At 72.9% G+C, this 13,902-nt stretch carries 10 protein-coding genes; 7 read left to right on the forward strand and 3 right to left on the reverse strand.

The window, feature by feature from the left end; genetic code table 11:
* Positions 1-398: 398 nt before the first annotated feature.
* A complete protein-coding gene (locus tag AC0HI0_RS22025) occupies positions 399-1,322 on the reverse strand; it encodes a heme o synthase (RefSeq protein ID WP_480925385.1) in 924 nt (307 codons plus the stop codon).
* 285 nt (positions 1,323-1,607) lie between these two features.
* On the opposite strand from AC0HI0_RS22025, the gene tkt reads away from it, so the two are divergent.
* The 7 genes from tkt to AC0HI0_RS22060 all read left to right on the forward strand — a co-directional run bounded on the left by tkt (position 1,608) and on the right by AC0HI0_RS22060 (position 11,467).
* Positions 1,608-3,701 (forward strand): transketolase, encoded by a 2,094-nt coding sequence (tkt, locus tag AC0HI0_RS22030; protein WP_480925386.1) that lies wholly within the window; start codon positions 1,608-1,610, stop codon positions 3,699-3,701.
* A gap of 36 nt (positions 3,702-3,737) precedes the next feature.
* Entirely contained in the window at positions 3,738-4,850 is a 1,113-nt protein-coding gene (gene tal, locus AC0HI0_RS22035) for a transaldolase (RefSeq protein ID WP_480925387.1), read from the forward strand.
* Between the two features lie 5 nt (positions 4,851-4,855).
* The gene (locus AC0HI0_RS22040; RefSeq protein WP_480925388.1) at positions 4,856-6,472 is read left to right on the forward strand and encodes a glucose-6-phosphate isomerase; all 1,617 of its coding nucleotides are present in this window, start codon (positions 4,856-4,858) and stop codon (positions 6,470-6,472) included.
* Positions 6,469-8,010: a glucose-6-phosphate dehydrogenase gene (gene zwf / locus AC0HI0_RS22045; RefSeq protein ID WP_480925389.1), complete on the forward strand. Its 1,542-nt coding sequence runs from the start codon at positions 6,469-6,471 to the stop codon at positions 8,008-8,010. The genes AC0HI0_RS22040 and zwf overlap by 4 nt, the downstream gene beginning before the upstream one ends.
* Positions 8,007-9,074 (forward strand): glucose-6-phosphate dehydrogenase assembly protein OpcA, encoded by a 1,068-nt coding sequence (gene opcA / locus AC0HI0_RS22050; protein WP_480925390.1) that lies wholly within the window; start codon positions 8,007-8,009, stop codon positions 9,072-9,074. Before zwf ends, opcA begins: the two co-directional genes overlap by 4 nt.
* On the forward strand, positions 9,071-9,811 hold the full coding sequence (pgl, locus tag AC0HI0_RS22055; protein ID WP_480925391.1) for a 6-phosphogluconolactonase: 741 nt from the start codon (positions 9,071-9,073) through the stop codon (positions 9,809-9,811). The genes opcA and pgl overlap by 4 nt, the downstream gene beginning before the upstream one ends.
* 384 nt (positions 9,812-10,195) lie before the next feature.
* Positions 10,196-11,467 (forward strand): sensor histidine kinase, encoded by a 1,272-nt coding sequence (locus AC0HI0_RS22060; protein WP_480925392.1) that lies wholly within the window; start codon positions 10,196-10,198, stop codon positions 11,465-11,467.
* Here the strand turns inward: AC0HI0_RS22060 and AC0HI0_RS22065 are convergent.
* Together AC0HI0_RS22065 and AC0HI0_RS22070 are read right to left on the reverse strand one after the other, a co-directional pair.
* Positions 11,433-13,091: a serine/threonine-protein kinase gene (locus AC0HI0_RS22065; RefSeq protein ID WP_480925393.1), complete on the reverse strand. Its 1,659-nt coding sequence runs from the start codon at positions 13,089-13,091 to the stop codon at positions 11,433-11,435. The genes AC0HI0_RS22060 and AC0HI0_RS22065 overlap by 35 nt on opposite strands.
* Positions 13,088-13,891, reverse strand: a complete 804-nt coding sequence (locus tag AC0HI0_RS22070) for a hypothetical protein (RefSeq protein WP_480925394.1) — start codon at positions 13,889-13,891, stop codon at positions 13,088-13,090. Before AC0HI0_RS22070 ends, AC0HI0_RS22065 begins: the two co-directional genes overlap by 4 nt.
* Positions 13,892-13,902: the final 11 nt, after the last annotated feature.

Raw genomic sequence — 13,902 nt, forward strand, 5'->3', positions numbered from 1 at the left:
TCCGCCCGTTCGGGGCATACGAACCGGGTCCGACGTTCGCGCAGGGGCTTCCTGGTGGAGTCGTGCGAGTAGACCTTGTCGGCGACGACGGTGCCGGCCCAGGCCCGGAGGCGGCCCGGCCCGACGCGGGCGACGCGGATGCCGTCCGGCAGCGGGTTGTCCCCGGGCCTGACCGGGCACGGCAAGGACACACAGGGCATGCCTCGCCCGCGACCGCGAGAGCCTCGACGGCGGGTCCGCATCCCCCGCTTTCCGGGCACCGGCGGCGTGCCGGTGGGCGCGGACCACGCTGGAGCAGACGCCGACGACCGCCGCCCACACCCGATCGGTCAACTCGCCACGGGCCGCCATGACCCGCAACCACCAGACAACCTGATCACAGGCTCACAGGACACTGCCTAGAACGGCAGGCCGAGGACGGGCAGGCCGACGACCGCGTCCACGGCCAGGCCGCAGAACACCAGCATCAGGTACAGGTTCGACATGTGGAAGAACTTCATCGTGTTGGTCGACCCGCCGCGCCGCACGACACCGTGCAGCCGGTGGGCGAACACCGCGAACCAGATGCCCGACAGGGCCGCGATCGACACGTAGATCCACGACGTCACGGGGGCCAGCAGCAGCGTGCACACCACGGTGATCCACGAGTAGATCACGATCTGCCGCGTCACCTGCTGGGCCGTGGCCACCACCGGCAGCATCGGCACGCCCGCCCGCGCGTAGTCCTCCTTGAACTTCATCGCCAGCGCCCACGTGTGGGGCGGCGTCCAGAAGAAGATCACGCCGAACATCACCAGCGCGGGCCACGCGACCGTGCCGGTCACCGAGGACCAGCCGATGATCACCGGCATGCAGCCGGCCATCCCGCCCCAGATGATGTTCTGCGACGTGCGCCGCTTGAGCACCAGCGTGTAGACGAAGATGTAGAACAGGATCGTGGCCACCGCGAACACGGCCGAGATCAGGTTCGTGGTCAACCACAGGAACGCGAACGACACCACGCCCAGCACCACGCCGAAGATCAGCGCGTTGCGCGGCGGAATCGCGTTCTGGGCCAGCGGGCGCGCGCCGGTCCGCTTCATGACCGAGTCGATGTCGGCGTCCACGTAGCAGTTCAGCGCGTTCGCCGAGCCCGCCGCGAGGGTGCCGCCGGCCAGCGTGCACGCGATCAGCCACAGCGGCGGCAGCCCCCGGGCGGCCAGCAGCATCGCCGGGATGGTGGTGATCAGCAGCAGTTCGATCACGCGCGGCTTGGTGAGGGCCACGTACGCGCCGACGACCTGTCGGGGCGATCGCGCCGGAAGCTCGCTGACGGCACTCATCGCACTCCTCGGTCAGGTCTCGGGATGCGCAGATCGTAACCGCGAGTGGAATCCACAGCCCGTTCGGGTACGCCTGAACGTGAGGGGGCAGCTGTTCTGAACGCCCCCGCCGACCTGTTCGTATGCCCTGTGCGTACACCCACAGAGTGTTCACGCAACGTGGGTCCGGTCAGCCGACTAGGCTGGCCGGCGGACGAGGGAAAACCGCGGATCGGGCCTGACGGGATCGATTGAGAACGGCCCGTCGCACACCTGCCGCCTACGTGAGACTGGAGCTGGAAGTCCGTGTCCGTCACCGATGACATCACCCGGCTGACCGAGGCCCATCTGCCCGACGACTGGACGGAGCTGGACAAGCGCGCCGTCGACACGGCCCGCGTCCTGGCCGCGGACGCCGTCCAGAAGGTCGGCAACGGCCACCCCGGCACCGCGATGAGCCTGGCGCCGCTCGCCTACACGCTGTTCCAGCGCGTCCTGCGCCACGACCCGGCGGACGCCGACTGGCCGGGCCGCGACCGGTTCGTGCTCAGCGCCGGCCACTCCAGCCTGACCCTCTACGTGCAGCTGTTCCTCTCCGGCTACGGCCTGGAGCTGGACGACCTGAAGGCGCTGCGCACGTGGGGCTCCAAGACCCCCGGCCACCCCGAGCACGGGCACACCCGCGGCGTGGAGATCACCACCGGTCCGCTGGGCCAGGGCCTGGCGTCGGCGGTCGGCATGGCGATGGGCGCGCGCCGCGAACGCGGCCTGTTCGACCCGGACGCCGCGCCCGGCACGAGCCCGTTCGACCACCAGATCTACGTGATCGCCTCCGACGGCGACATCGAGGAGGGCGTGACCTCCGAGGCGTCCTCGCTCGCGGGCACCCAGCAGCTGGGCAACCTCACGGTGATCTACGACGACAACAAGATCTCCATCGAGGACGATACGACGATCGCGCTGTCCGAGGACACCGCGAAGCGCTACGAGTCCTACGGCTGGCACGTGCAGGTCGTCGAGGGCGGCGAGAACGTCGCGGGCATCCTCGACGCGCTGGAGAAGGCCAAGGCGGAGACGTCGCGGCCGTCGTTCGTGCTGCTGCGCACGATCATCGGCTACCCGGCGCCGAACAAGCAGAACACCGGCGCGGCGCACGGCGCGGCGCTGGGCGGCGACGAGGTCGCGGCGGTCAAGAAGCTGCTGGGCTTCGACCCGGAGCAGTCGTTCGAGGTGGCCGACGAGGTGCTGGCGCACGCCCGCGAGGTGGTCAAGCGCGGCGAGGCGGCCAAGGCCGAGTGGCAGGGCTCGTTCGACGCGTGGGCGTCGGCCAACCCGGAGCGCAAGGCGCTGTTCGACCGGCTGGTGGCGCGCGAGCTGCCCGAGGGCTGGACCGACGCGCTGCCGTCGTGGGAGCCCGACGCCAAGGGCGTGCCGACCCGCAAGGCGTCCGGCGAGACGCTGACCGCGCTCGCGGCCGTGCTGCCGGAGCTGTGGGGCGGCTCGGCCGACCTCGCGGAGTCGAACCTGACCACGATGAAGGGCGAGGCGTCCTTCGGCCCGGAGTCGATCTCCACGGGCATGTGGAAGACCAACCCGTACGGCCGGACGCTGCACTTCGGCATCCGCGAGCACGCCATGGGCTCGATCCTCAACGGCATCGCGCTGCACGGCCCGACCCGCCCGTACGGCGGCACGTTCCTGGTGTTCTCCGACTACATGCGCCCGCCGGTCCGGCTGGCCGCGCTGATGGGGATCCCGGTCACCTACGTGTGGACGCACGACTCCATCGGCCTGGGCGAGGACGGCCCGACGCACCAGCCGATCGAGCACCTGGCCGCGCTGCGCGCGATCCCGGGCCTGGTCGTGGTGCGCCCCGGCGACGCCAACGAGACCTCGGCGGCGTGGCGGGCGACCATCGGGCAGACCAGCCACCCGGTGGGCCTGGCGCTGAGCCGGCAGAACCTGCCGGTGCTGGCGGGCACCAGGGAGAAGGCGGTCGAGGGCGTCCGGCGCGGCGGCTACGTGCTGGCGGGCGAGGGCGAGCCCGAGCTGATCCTGATCGCCACCGGCTCCGAACTGCAGATCGCGGTCGAGGCGCGCGCGGCGTTCGAGGCCGAGGGCGTCGCGACCCGCGTGGTGTCGATGCCCAGCGTCGAGTGGTTCGACGCGCAGGACGAGGCGTACCGCGAGTCCGTGCTGCCGTCGTCGGTGAAGGCGCGCGTCGTGGTCGAGGCGGGCATCGCGCAGCCGTGGTACCGGTTCGCCGGCGACGCGGGCGAGATCGTGTCCATCGAGCACTTCGGCGCGTCGGCGGACTACCAGACGCTGTTCCGCGAATTCGGCTTCACCACCGAGAACGTGGTGGCGGCGGCCCGCCGGTCGCTGGCCAAGGTCCGCTAGAGCGCTCCGCCGCAACCACACAGGGGAGATGACGAGATGACTACCGACAACCTGGGCGCGCTGAGCGACGCCGGTGTGTCGATCTGGCTGGACGACCTGTCCCGCGAGCGGCTCGACACCGGCAACCTCGCCGCCCTGATCGCCGACCGGCACGTGGTCGGCGTGACCACCAACCCGACCATCTTCGCCGGCGCGCTGTCCAAGGGCGCGGCCTACGACGAGCAGGTGCGCGAACTCGCGGCGCGCGGCGCGGACACCGACGCCGCCGTCCGCGAGATCACCACCACCGACGTGCGCACCGCGTGCGACCTGTTCCGCTCCCTCTACGAGTCCACCGACGGCGTGGACGGCCGGGTGTCGATCGAGGTCGACCCGCGGCTGGCCAACGACACCGCGGCCACCATCGCCGAGGCGCAGGACCTGGCCAAGACCGTGGACCGGCCGAACCTGCTGGTCAAGATCCCGGCCACGGTCGAGGGCCTGCCCGCGATCACCAAGGTGCTCGCCGAGGGCATCAGCGTGAACGTGACGCTGATCTTCTCCACCGAGCGCTACGGGGACGTGATGGAGGCGTTCGTCGCGGGTCTGGAGCAGGCCAAGGCGAACGGCCACGACCTGCGCGGCATCCACTCGGTGGCGTCGTTCTTCGTGTCCCGGGTGGACACCGAGATCGACAAGCGGCTGGCGGAGCTGGACACCCCGCGCGCGGCGGAGCTGCGCGGCCAGGCCGCGATCGCCAACGCGCGGCTGGCCTACGCGGCGTTCCAGGAGACGTTCCGGGGCGAGCGCTGGGAGGCGCTGGCCGCCGCCGGCGCCCGGCCGCAGCGCCCGCTGTGGGCCTCGACCGGCGTGAAGGACCCCGCCTACTCCGACACCCGGTACGTGGACGAGCTGGTCGTCGCCGACACGGTCAACACGATGCCGGAGAAGACCCTGCACGCCGTCGCCGACCACGGCAGGATCACCGGTGACACCGTGACCGGGCGGGCCGCGCAGGCGCAGGAGGTCTTCGACGGGCTGACCGAGGTCGGCATCGACCTCGACGACGTGTTCGCCGTCCTGGAGACCGAGGGCGTGGACAAGTTCGAGAAGTCCTGGGCGGAACTGCTCGACACGGTGACCGGCCAACTGAACCAGGCTAAGGACTGAAACACATGACCGAGGTGGTCTCCGTGGAGATCGTCCGCTCGCCGAACGAAGACCAGGTCGCCATCGTGGTGGGCGACCTGGTCCGCGACCGGGTGGCGAGCAAGCTCACCGCCGGCGACGCGACCCTGTGGGGTCCGGCGGCGGAACCCGAGGCGTCCATCCGGCTCGCCTGGACCGCGCTGCCCGAGACCTCGCGCCCGCTGGTCGCCGAGATCGCGGCGCTGCGCGCGGAACTGCTCGCCGAGGGCGTGGACCGGGTGGTGCTCGCCGGCATGGGCGGCTCGTCGCTCGCGCCCGAGGTGATCACCGGCACGGCCGGCGTGCCGCTGGTGGTGCTGGACACCACCGACCCCGGCCAGGTGGCCGACGCGCTGGCGGGCGACCTGAAGCGAACCGTGCTGGTGGTGTCGTCCAAGTCGGGCGGCACCGTGGAGACCGACAGCCACCGGCGGATCTTCGAGGCCGCGTTCACCGCCGTGGGCGTGGACGCGGCGTCGCGGATCGTCGTGGTGACCGACCCGGGCTCGCCGCTGGAGGCGGCGTCCCGGGAAGCGGGCTACCGCAAGGTGTTCCTGGCCGACCCGCACGTGGGCGGCCGGTACTCGGCGCTGACCGCGTTCGGCCTGGTGCCCTCGGGGCTCGCGGGCGCGGACGTGGCGGGCCTGCTCGACGACGCCGCGGCGGCCGTGCCGCTGGTCTCGGCCGACTCGCCGGACAACCCGGCCGTGGTGCTCGCGGCGACCTTCGCCGTGGCGCACGCGCACGGCGCGGAGAAGATCGTGTTCGCGGACACCGGTTCGGGGATCGCGGGCTTCGGCGACTGGGCCGAGCAGCTGATCGCCGAGTCCACCGGCAAGGACGGCACCGGCCTGCTGCCGGTCGTCGTGGAGGGTCCCGGCGCGCCCGGTTTCGTGGACGCCCGCTCGGACGCCACGACCGTGGCCATCGGGCCGGCCACCGGCTCGTCGTCGGTGGCCGTCGAGGGCGCGCTCGGCGCGCAGTTCCTGGTGTGGGAGTACGCGACCGCGCTGGTGGGCCGGGTGCTCGACATCAACCCGTTCGACCAGCCCGACGTGGAGGCCGCGAAGAAGGCCGCCCGCTCCCTGCTGGACGCGCCGACCGCCTCGGCGCAGGCACCGTCCTTCGTGGACGGTCCGATCGAGGTGCACGCGAGCGAGGGCTGGCTGCCCTCGGACGTCAAGACCGTCGCCGACGCGCTCAAGCTGCTGGTCGCCGCCGCGCCGGACCACGGCTACCTGTCCGTGCAGGCGTACCTGGACCGGCTGGACGACGCGTCGTTCGCGCTGGTCCGGCCGGAGCTGGCGCAGCGCTCGCACCTGCAGACCACGTTCGGCTGGGGCCCGCGGTTCCTGCACTCGACCGGGCAGTACCACAAGGGCGGGCACCAGAACGGGGTGTTCCTCCAGATCACCGGGGCGTCCGAGACGTCCCTGGACGTGCCCGGCCGGCCGTACGACCTGGGCACCTTGCAGACGGCGCAGGCGCTGGGCGACGGCCAAGTGCTGGCCGAGCGCGGGCGCCCGGTGCTGCGACTGCACCTCACCGACCGCGTCGCCGGGCTCGCGCAGCTCGTCGAGGCCATCCAGGAGGACGGTTCGTGACCGCGCCAGCCAAGCGCAACCCGCTGCGCGACCCCCGGGACAAGCGGCTGCCCAGGATCGCCGGGCCGTGCGGCCTGGTGATCTTCGGCGTGACCGGTGACCTGTCGCGCAAGAAGCTCATGCCCGCCATCTACGACCTGGCCAACCGGGGCCTGCTGCCGCCGGGCTTCGCGCTCGTCGGCTTCGCCCGGCGGGACTGGGCCGACCAGGACTTCATGCAGGTCGTGCACGAGGCGGTGAAGGAGCACGCGCGCACGCCGTTCCGGCAGGAGGTCTGGGACCAGCTCGCCGAGGGCATCCGGTTCGTGCAGGGCACCTTCGACGACGACGCCGCGTTCGACTCGCTGGCCGACACGATCGCCGAGCTGGACCGCGAGCGCGGCACGGGCGGCAACCACGCGTTCTACCTGTCGGTGCCGCCCAGCGCGTTCACCACGGTGGTCAACCAGCTCAAGCGCGCGGGCCTGGCCACGCCGCCGACCGACAGCCCCGGCCAGTGGCGGCGGGTGGTCATCGAGAAGCCGTTTGGGCACGACCTGCCCAGCGCCAAGCACCTGAACAAGATCGTCAACGACGTCTTCCCCGAGGAGTCGGTGTTCCGCATCGACCACTACCTCGGCAAGGAGACCGTGCAGAACATCATGGCGCTGCGCTTCGCCAACCAGCTGTACGAACCCATCTGGAACGCGAACTACGTCGACCACGTGCAGATCACCATGGCCGAGGACATCGGGCTGGGCGGTCGCGCGGGCTACTACGACGGCATCGGCGCGGCCCGCGACGTGATCCAGAACCACCTGCTCCAGCTGCTCGCGCTGACCGCGATGGAGGAGCCGGTGTCGTTCAAGCCGGCCGACCTGCGGGCGGAGAAGGTCAAGGTGCTGTCCGCGACCAAGCCGGTGGGGCCGCTCGCGGAGACCACCGCGCGCGGCCAGTACACCGGCGGCTGGCAGGGCGGGCAGAAGGTGCCCGGCCTGCTGGAGGAGGGCGGGTTCGCCAAGGACTCGACCACCGAGACCTACGCCGCGATCACCTGCGAGATCGCCACCCGGCGGTGGGCGGGCGTGCCGTTCTACCTGCGCACCGGCAAGCGGCTGGGCCGCCGGGTCACCGAGGTGGCCGTGGTGTTCAAGCGCGCGCCGCACCTGCCCTTCGACGACACCGCGACCGAGGAGCTGGGGCAGAACGCCCTGGTGGTGCGGGTGCAGCCGGACGAGGGCGTGACCATCCGGTTCGGCTCCAAGGTGCCCGGCAACACCATGGAGGTCCGCGACGTCACGATGGACTTCGGCTACGGCCACGCGTTCACCGAGTCGTCGCCGGAGGCCTACGAGCGGCTGCTGCTCGACGTGCTGCTCGGCGAGCCGTCGCTGTTCCCGAAGAACGACGAGGTCGAGCTGTCCTGGGAGATCCTCGACCCGGTGCTGCGGCAGTGGGCCGCCGGCGGGGCTCCGGAGAAGTACAAGGCGGGGACCTGGGGTCCGGCGTCCGCGGACGAGATGCTGGCCCGCACCGGTAGGCACTGGAGGCGTCCGTGATCATCGACCTGCCCTCGACCACCACGTCACAGGTCAACAGCAAGCTCGTGCAGCTGCGCGAGGAGGGCGGCGCGGTCACCCTCGGCCGGGTGCTGACCCTGGTCATCGTCACCGACGACGGGGCGAAGACCGAGGACGCCGTGGACGCGGCCAACGACGCCAGCCGCGAGCACCCGTGCCGGGTGATCGTGGTCGCCCGGGGCGCGCGCAAGGCCGCGCCCCGGCTGGACGCGCAGATCCGGGTCGGCGGCGACGCGGGCGCGTCCGAGGTGATCGTGCTGCGCCTGTACGGGGAACTGGCCAACGAAGGCGCGTCGTGCGTCGTGCCGCTGCTGCTGCCGGACACCCCGGTCGTGGCGTGGTGGCCGCACGAGGCGCCGGCCGTGCCCGCCAAGGACCCGATCGGCCAGCTCGCGCAGCGCCGGATCACCGACGCGGCCGCCGAGAAGAACCCGATCAAGGCCCTGGACCAGCGCAAGTCCGGCTACACGCCGGGCGACACGGACCTGGCGTGGACCCGGTTGACGCTGTGGCGGGCGATGCTCGCCTCGGCGCTGGACCTGCCGCCGTTCGACAAGGTCACCGAGGCGGAGGTGAGCGGCGAGGCCGATTCGCCGTCCACCGACCTGCTGGCCGCGTGGCTGGCGGGCGCGCTCAAGGCACCGGTGAAGCGGTCCAAGGCGACCCGCGGCGTCGGCATCGTCGACGTGAAGCTGGTCCGCAAGTCCGGGGTCGTGGAACTGGTCCGGCCGGACGGCAAGGTCGGCGCGCTGACCCAGCCCGGCCAGCCGGAGCGGCGGGTGGCGTTGCAGCGCCGCGCGATCCGCGACTGCTTGGCCGAGGAACTGCGCCGGCTGGACCCGGACGAGGTGTACGAGTCGGCGCTGCGGGCGCTGGGCAAGGTCTCGCGCGGCCGGACCCCGGTCAAGACCTCGCCGGCCCGCAAGCCCGCCGCCCGCAAGCCCGCCGAGTCGCCCAACGGCGAGGCCCCGGCGGCCGGGGAGCAGGCGGCGAAGGCCCCGGCGGCGAAGGCCAAGCCCGCGAAGGCGAAGGCCAAGGCATGACCGGCCCCGAGGTGGTCGTGCACGCCGACGGCGTCGTGCTGGCCGCCGCCACGGCCGCCCGGCTGGTCACCGCGCTGGTCGACGCCCAGGCCGCGCGCGGCACCGCGTCGCTGGTGCTGACCGGCGGACGGACCGGCGCGGCCGTGCTGGAGCAGGTCCGCGACAGCCCGGCGCGCGACGCCGTGGACTGGTCGCGGGTCGACCTGTACTGGGGCGACGAGCGGTTCCTGCCCGCCGGGCACCCGGACCGCAACGAGACCCAGTCCCGCGCGGCGCTGCTGGACCACGTGCCGGTGGACCCGGAGCGGGTGCACGCGGTGGAGCCGTCCGACGGCCGGTTCGGCGACGACCCGGAGGCCGCTGCGGCGGCGTACGCGGAGGTGCTCACGGCGGGCGGCAGCGTGCCTGCGTTCGACGTGCTGCTGCTCGGCGTGGGCGAAGAGGGCCACGTGGCGTCGATCTTCCCGGAGTCGCCGGCGGTGCGCGAGCACGACCGGGTCGCCGTCGCGGTCCGCGACTGCCCCAAGCCCCCGCCGACCAGGGTCAGCCTGACCCTCCCGGCGATCCGCCAGGCCCGCGAGGTGTGGCTGATGACCACCGGCGAGGCGAAGGCCGAGGCGGTCGCCGCGACCTTCGCGGGTGCCGCCGAGGTCGACCTCCCGGCCGCCGGCGCGACCGGCCTGCACCGCACGCTGTGGCTGCTCGACAAGGCCGCGGCGGCCCAGGTGCCGGCCTAGCCGGAGTACCGGCGGACGGGGCGGTGGCGACCACGGGTCGCCACCGCCCCGTTCCGCGTCTCGCCGGGCTTCGTCCACGCCGGAGGGCGTCTGCGGCGCATGTCGGCCACCGACGCCACGACGTGTCCGGCGGCGAGACCTGCGCCGATGTCATGCGGAACCCGGAGCAGGGCACACCGCTGTCCGGCCCGCCGTCCCGGCTCGCCCGGCTCGACGGGTCGGCGGCCACCCCGGTGATCCACATCACCCGTCAGGCGTCCGCATGTCGAACAAGCGTTCGCGGTCGCAATTTTGTGCTGGCCGGCACGTCCCTTTCGGGTAATCGTTGCATCTCGGTGGGTGAGGTGGGGCTCGGCGGGCACTTTCGGGGGCGAAGGGGCGGTCATGCCAAGCGTGATGACAGCGCAGTACGGTGACGAGCAGCGGGTGGCTGACACGGGAGGGCGAGTCCTGGCCGGCAACGCTGTCGAAAGGCTGCCGAGCGGCGGGGTCAACGGCGTCCCCACCGAACGGGCGCCTCGCGCTGCCCGGGGGCTGCGGGAGCGGCTGTTCCGGCACCGGCAGTTGGCGTTGGACGTCGCCGTGGTCGCGATCGGCGCGTTCGACGTGTGGTTCTGGTTCGCGCCGGACGCCAAGTCCTACAACTACGTCCTGTCGATCATCGCGGTGTCGGCGCTCGTGCTGCGTCGGCGGTTCCCGTTCCTGGTGGTGCTGCTGACCGTGCCCGGGTTCTTCGCGGGCATGGCGCAGCTCGCCGCGATGATCGCCCTGGGCACGCTGGCCCGGCAGAAGCTGCTGTCCACCCAGACCTACATCGCCGCCGGGCTGGTGTGGCTGAGCCGGTTCTTCCTGTGGCCACCGGACGAGTTCCTGGCGCTGCCCTGGACCACGCACATCCACGACGCGATCTACGGCTGCATCGTGGCCGGCATGCCGATCGCGATCGGGCTGCTCGCGCACGCCCGCGAGGAGCTGTCCGCGCGGATCGCGGAGCTGGCGGCCAGCCGGGAGCGGGAACGGCTGCTGCACGCGCACGCCGTGCGGGCCGACGAACGGGCCCGGCTCGCGCGCGAGATGCACGACGTGGTGTCGCACCAGGTGAGCCTGATCGCGATGCAGGCCGGCGCGCTGCGGATCGCGGTCGCCGACCCGGACGCCAAGCAGGTCGCGGGCACGATCCGCAGCCTGAGCACCCGCACCCTGGACGAGCTGCGCCAGCTGGTGAGCGTCCTGCGCACCACCGGCGGCGACGACTCGCCGCAGCCGCGCGTCGAGGAGCTGCCGCAGCTGGTCGCGGGCGCGGGGATCCCGGCGTCGCTGACCGTGCTGGGGCCGGTGGGCGACCTGCCCGCGCCGATCTCGGGCGCGGTCTACCGGACCGTCCAGGAGGCGCTGACGAACATCCGCAAGCACGCGGGCTGCGCGGCGACCTCCGTGCACGTCCAGGCCGAGCCGGACGAACTGCGGGTCGAGATCCGCAACGACCCGCCGGTCCTGCCGCGCGAGTGCCCGACGCTGCCCAGCGGCGGTCACGGGCTGGTCGGGCTCCAGGAGCGCGCGGCGCTGCTGGACGGCACGTTCGAGGCCGGGCCCAGCGACGACGGCGGGTTCCGGGTCGCCGTCACCTTCCCCCTGGCCCGGCAGCTCGACGGGTAGCCACCGCCGTGCACACGGCGGCCGCGGCGACCAGCGCGCCGCACACCAGCGCGGGCCACAGGGCGGGCTCGTGGCGCAGCAGCACGGACGGCAGCAACCACACCGCGACACCCAGGCCGAAGCCGAGGGGCGCCGACGCGACGACCGCGGCGGCCCCCGACTGGCGGCGGCGCAGCGAGCGCAGCAGCGACTCCAGGTAGGCGAGGGTGAACAGCAGCAGCACCGCGCTGCCCACGCCCATGATGCTGATCATCGGGTTCTCGGTGGGCCGCAGCGAGTACTCGGTGCGCTGCCCGCCGGCCTCGACCGTGGCCAGGGCCGCGCCGCCGACGATCCAGCGGGCCGCGCCGGGCAGTTCGAACGCCGTGGGCGTGCTCTGCGGCACGGCGGGCACGTCGGCGAGCGTGATCCCGGCGGCGGTGACCGTCAGCCGGGCCGGCTGCGCCACGCCCTCCACCACGACCGGCCTGCTCAGGTCGCGGTCGAGCACCGGCAGGTCGCGGCCGGGCAGCGTGAACGGCAGGGCGAGCGCGACCAGCGCCAGCACCGCGGCGACCAGGCCGTACCAGCGCGCGGGCTTGGGCTGTTCCAGCAGGTCACGGGCCGGGATCAGGGTCTGGCCGTCCAGCCGGGCCGGCGTGAGCGGGTCGACGGCGGTGGCCCGGACCGGGATGTCCAACGTCTCGCGCGGCACCGACGGCCGGTTCGACGGCCGGGTGCTGGCGGCGGCCACCTGCGGTGCGAGGTGCACCGGCAGGCCCGCGCGCAGCAGCCAGTCCGGGCCGAACACCTCGGCCGCCGCGCCCGCCAGGTCGATCGCGAACGTCTCGGCGTTGCGGTAGCGGGCCTGCGGGTCGCGTTCGATCCCGCGCATCACGACCCGCGCCAGCGGGGCCGGCACCTCGGTCAGCGGGCGGGGCTGCTGGTGGACGTGCCGCTGGATCATGGCCAGCGCGCCGCCGCCGGACTCGAACGGCAGCCGGCCGCTGAGCAGTTCGTAGAGCACGGTGGCGGTGCCGTAGACGTCGGCGGCGGGGCTGAGCGGGTTGCCCAGCGCCTGCTCCGGCGACAGGTAGGCGGGGGTGCCGAGCACCTGGCCGCCGTGGGTGACCAGGGTCGCGCCCTCGCTGACCACCTGGGAGATGCCGAAGTCGGCGACCTTCAGCGCGCCCTGCGCGGTGAACAGCAGGTTCTTCGGCTTCACGTCCAGGTGCAGGACGCCCGCGCCGTGCGCGGCGTGCAGGCCGGACAGCGCGGCCAGGGCGAGCGCGCACGACTCGGACGGGGTGAAGCCGCGTTCGGTGAACGTCGACCAGACCGTGCCGCCGTCCAGCTTCTCCATCACCAGCAGGTGCTCGCCGTGGCTCTGCACGTAGTCGTAGACCGGCACGATGTGCGGGTGGTCCAGGCGGGCCAGCAGCCGGGCCTCGTGCTCGAACCGGGCGCTCATCCGGGCGTCCTCGGCGAGCACGTGCGGCAGCCGCTTGACCGCGACGGGGCGGCCGAGCGGGCGGTGCACGCCCGCGTAGACCACGCCCATGCCGCCGTGCCCGATCTGCGCGCCGATGTCGTACTGCGGCAGCGCGGCGACCACGCTCGGGCTCGGCGTCGTGCTCGGGCTCACGCCGCACCGCCCGGCAGCGGGCGGGTGATCCGCTGGGTCGCCTCCGGGTCGGCGGGCGGCGGTTCGGCCGCGTTCGGGGTCAGGTAGCCGAGCAGGAACGCCGCAGCGGCCGCGCCCAGGATGAACGGCACCTCGGCGGCCGGCGACGGGGCCATCACCCGCAGCACGGACAGCGAGATCACCGCGACCAGCCCGGTGCCGACGCCCGCCGGCAGGAACTGCATGGCGCGCTGCCACCGGTTCGCGGGCAGCCGGCGGCGGGCCAGCGCCCACAGCGCGCCCGCCCACGCCAGCGCGGTCAGGAAGAACACCGCGAGGCCGAACACGCCGTAGACCGACCACATCGAGCCGCGCACGTCGCCGGTCGCGCCGATCGCGGCGATCACCTCGCGCTCCACGTCGAGGACTTCGATGTCGGTGGGCAGCAGACCGGTCGCCTGGGTGCCGAGCTGGCCGAGGTCGAGGAAGAACGCCTTGGTGACGCTCTGCTTCGCGGGCACGTCGAACGGGACCGTGGTGTCGTAGGAGAAGAACGTGAGCGCGAGCGCCGTGCCGGAGAGGCGAACGGTCTTCACGTGCCGCACGGTGTCGGTTCCGTTGTGGACGGTGACCGAGATCTTCGCCGAGCCGGACGGGTCGAGCACCAGGTCGTCCGGGCCGACCGGGCGGCTGTCCACAAAGGCGGTGAGGGTGACCCCGTCACCGGCGGCGTGCGCGGCGGCCGGGAGGATTGCGCCGGAGATCCCGCAGAAGATCCCGCAGACGAGCAGTAAACCGACCCCGCTCATAATGCGTCTCACAGGGGCACCTC

Source organism: Saccharothrix sp. NBAS 001 (genome assembly GCF_056640475.1).

What these genes read in the sequence shown, in the direction of transcription:
- AC0HI0_RS22025 (WP_480925385.1), bottom strand. Translation starts at nt 1,322, where the DNA reads ATGAGTGCCGTCAGCGAGCTTCCGGCGCGATCGCCCCGACAGGTCGTC.
- tal (WP_480925387.1), top strand. Translation starts at nt 3,738, where the DNA reads ATGACTACCGACAACCTGGGCGCGCTGAGCGACGCCGGTGTGTCGATC.
- AC0HI0_RS22040 (WP_480925388.1), top strand. Translation starts at nt 4,856, where the DNA reads ATGACCGAGGTGGTCTCCGTGGAGATCGTCCGCTCGCCGAACGAAGAC.
- pgl (WP_480925391.1), top strand. Translation starts at nt 9,071, where the DNA reads ATGACCGGCCCCGAGGTGGTCGTGCACGCCGACGGCGTCGTGCTGGCC.
- AC0HI0_RS22060 (WP_480925392.1), top strand. Translation starts at nt 10,196, where the DNA reads ATGCCAAGCGTGATGACAGCGCAGTACGGTGACGAGCAGCGGGTGGCT.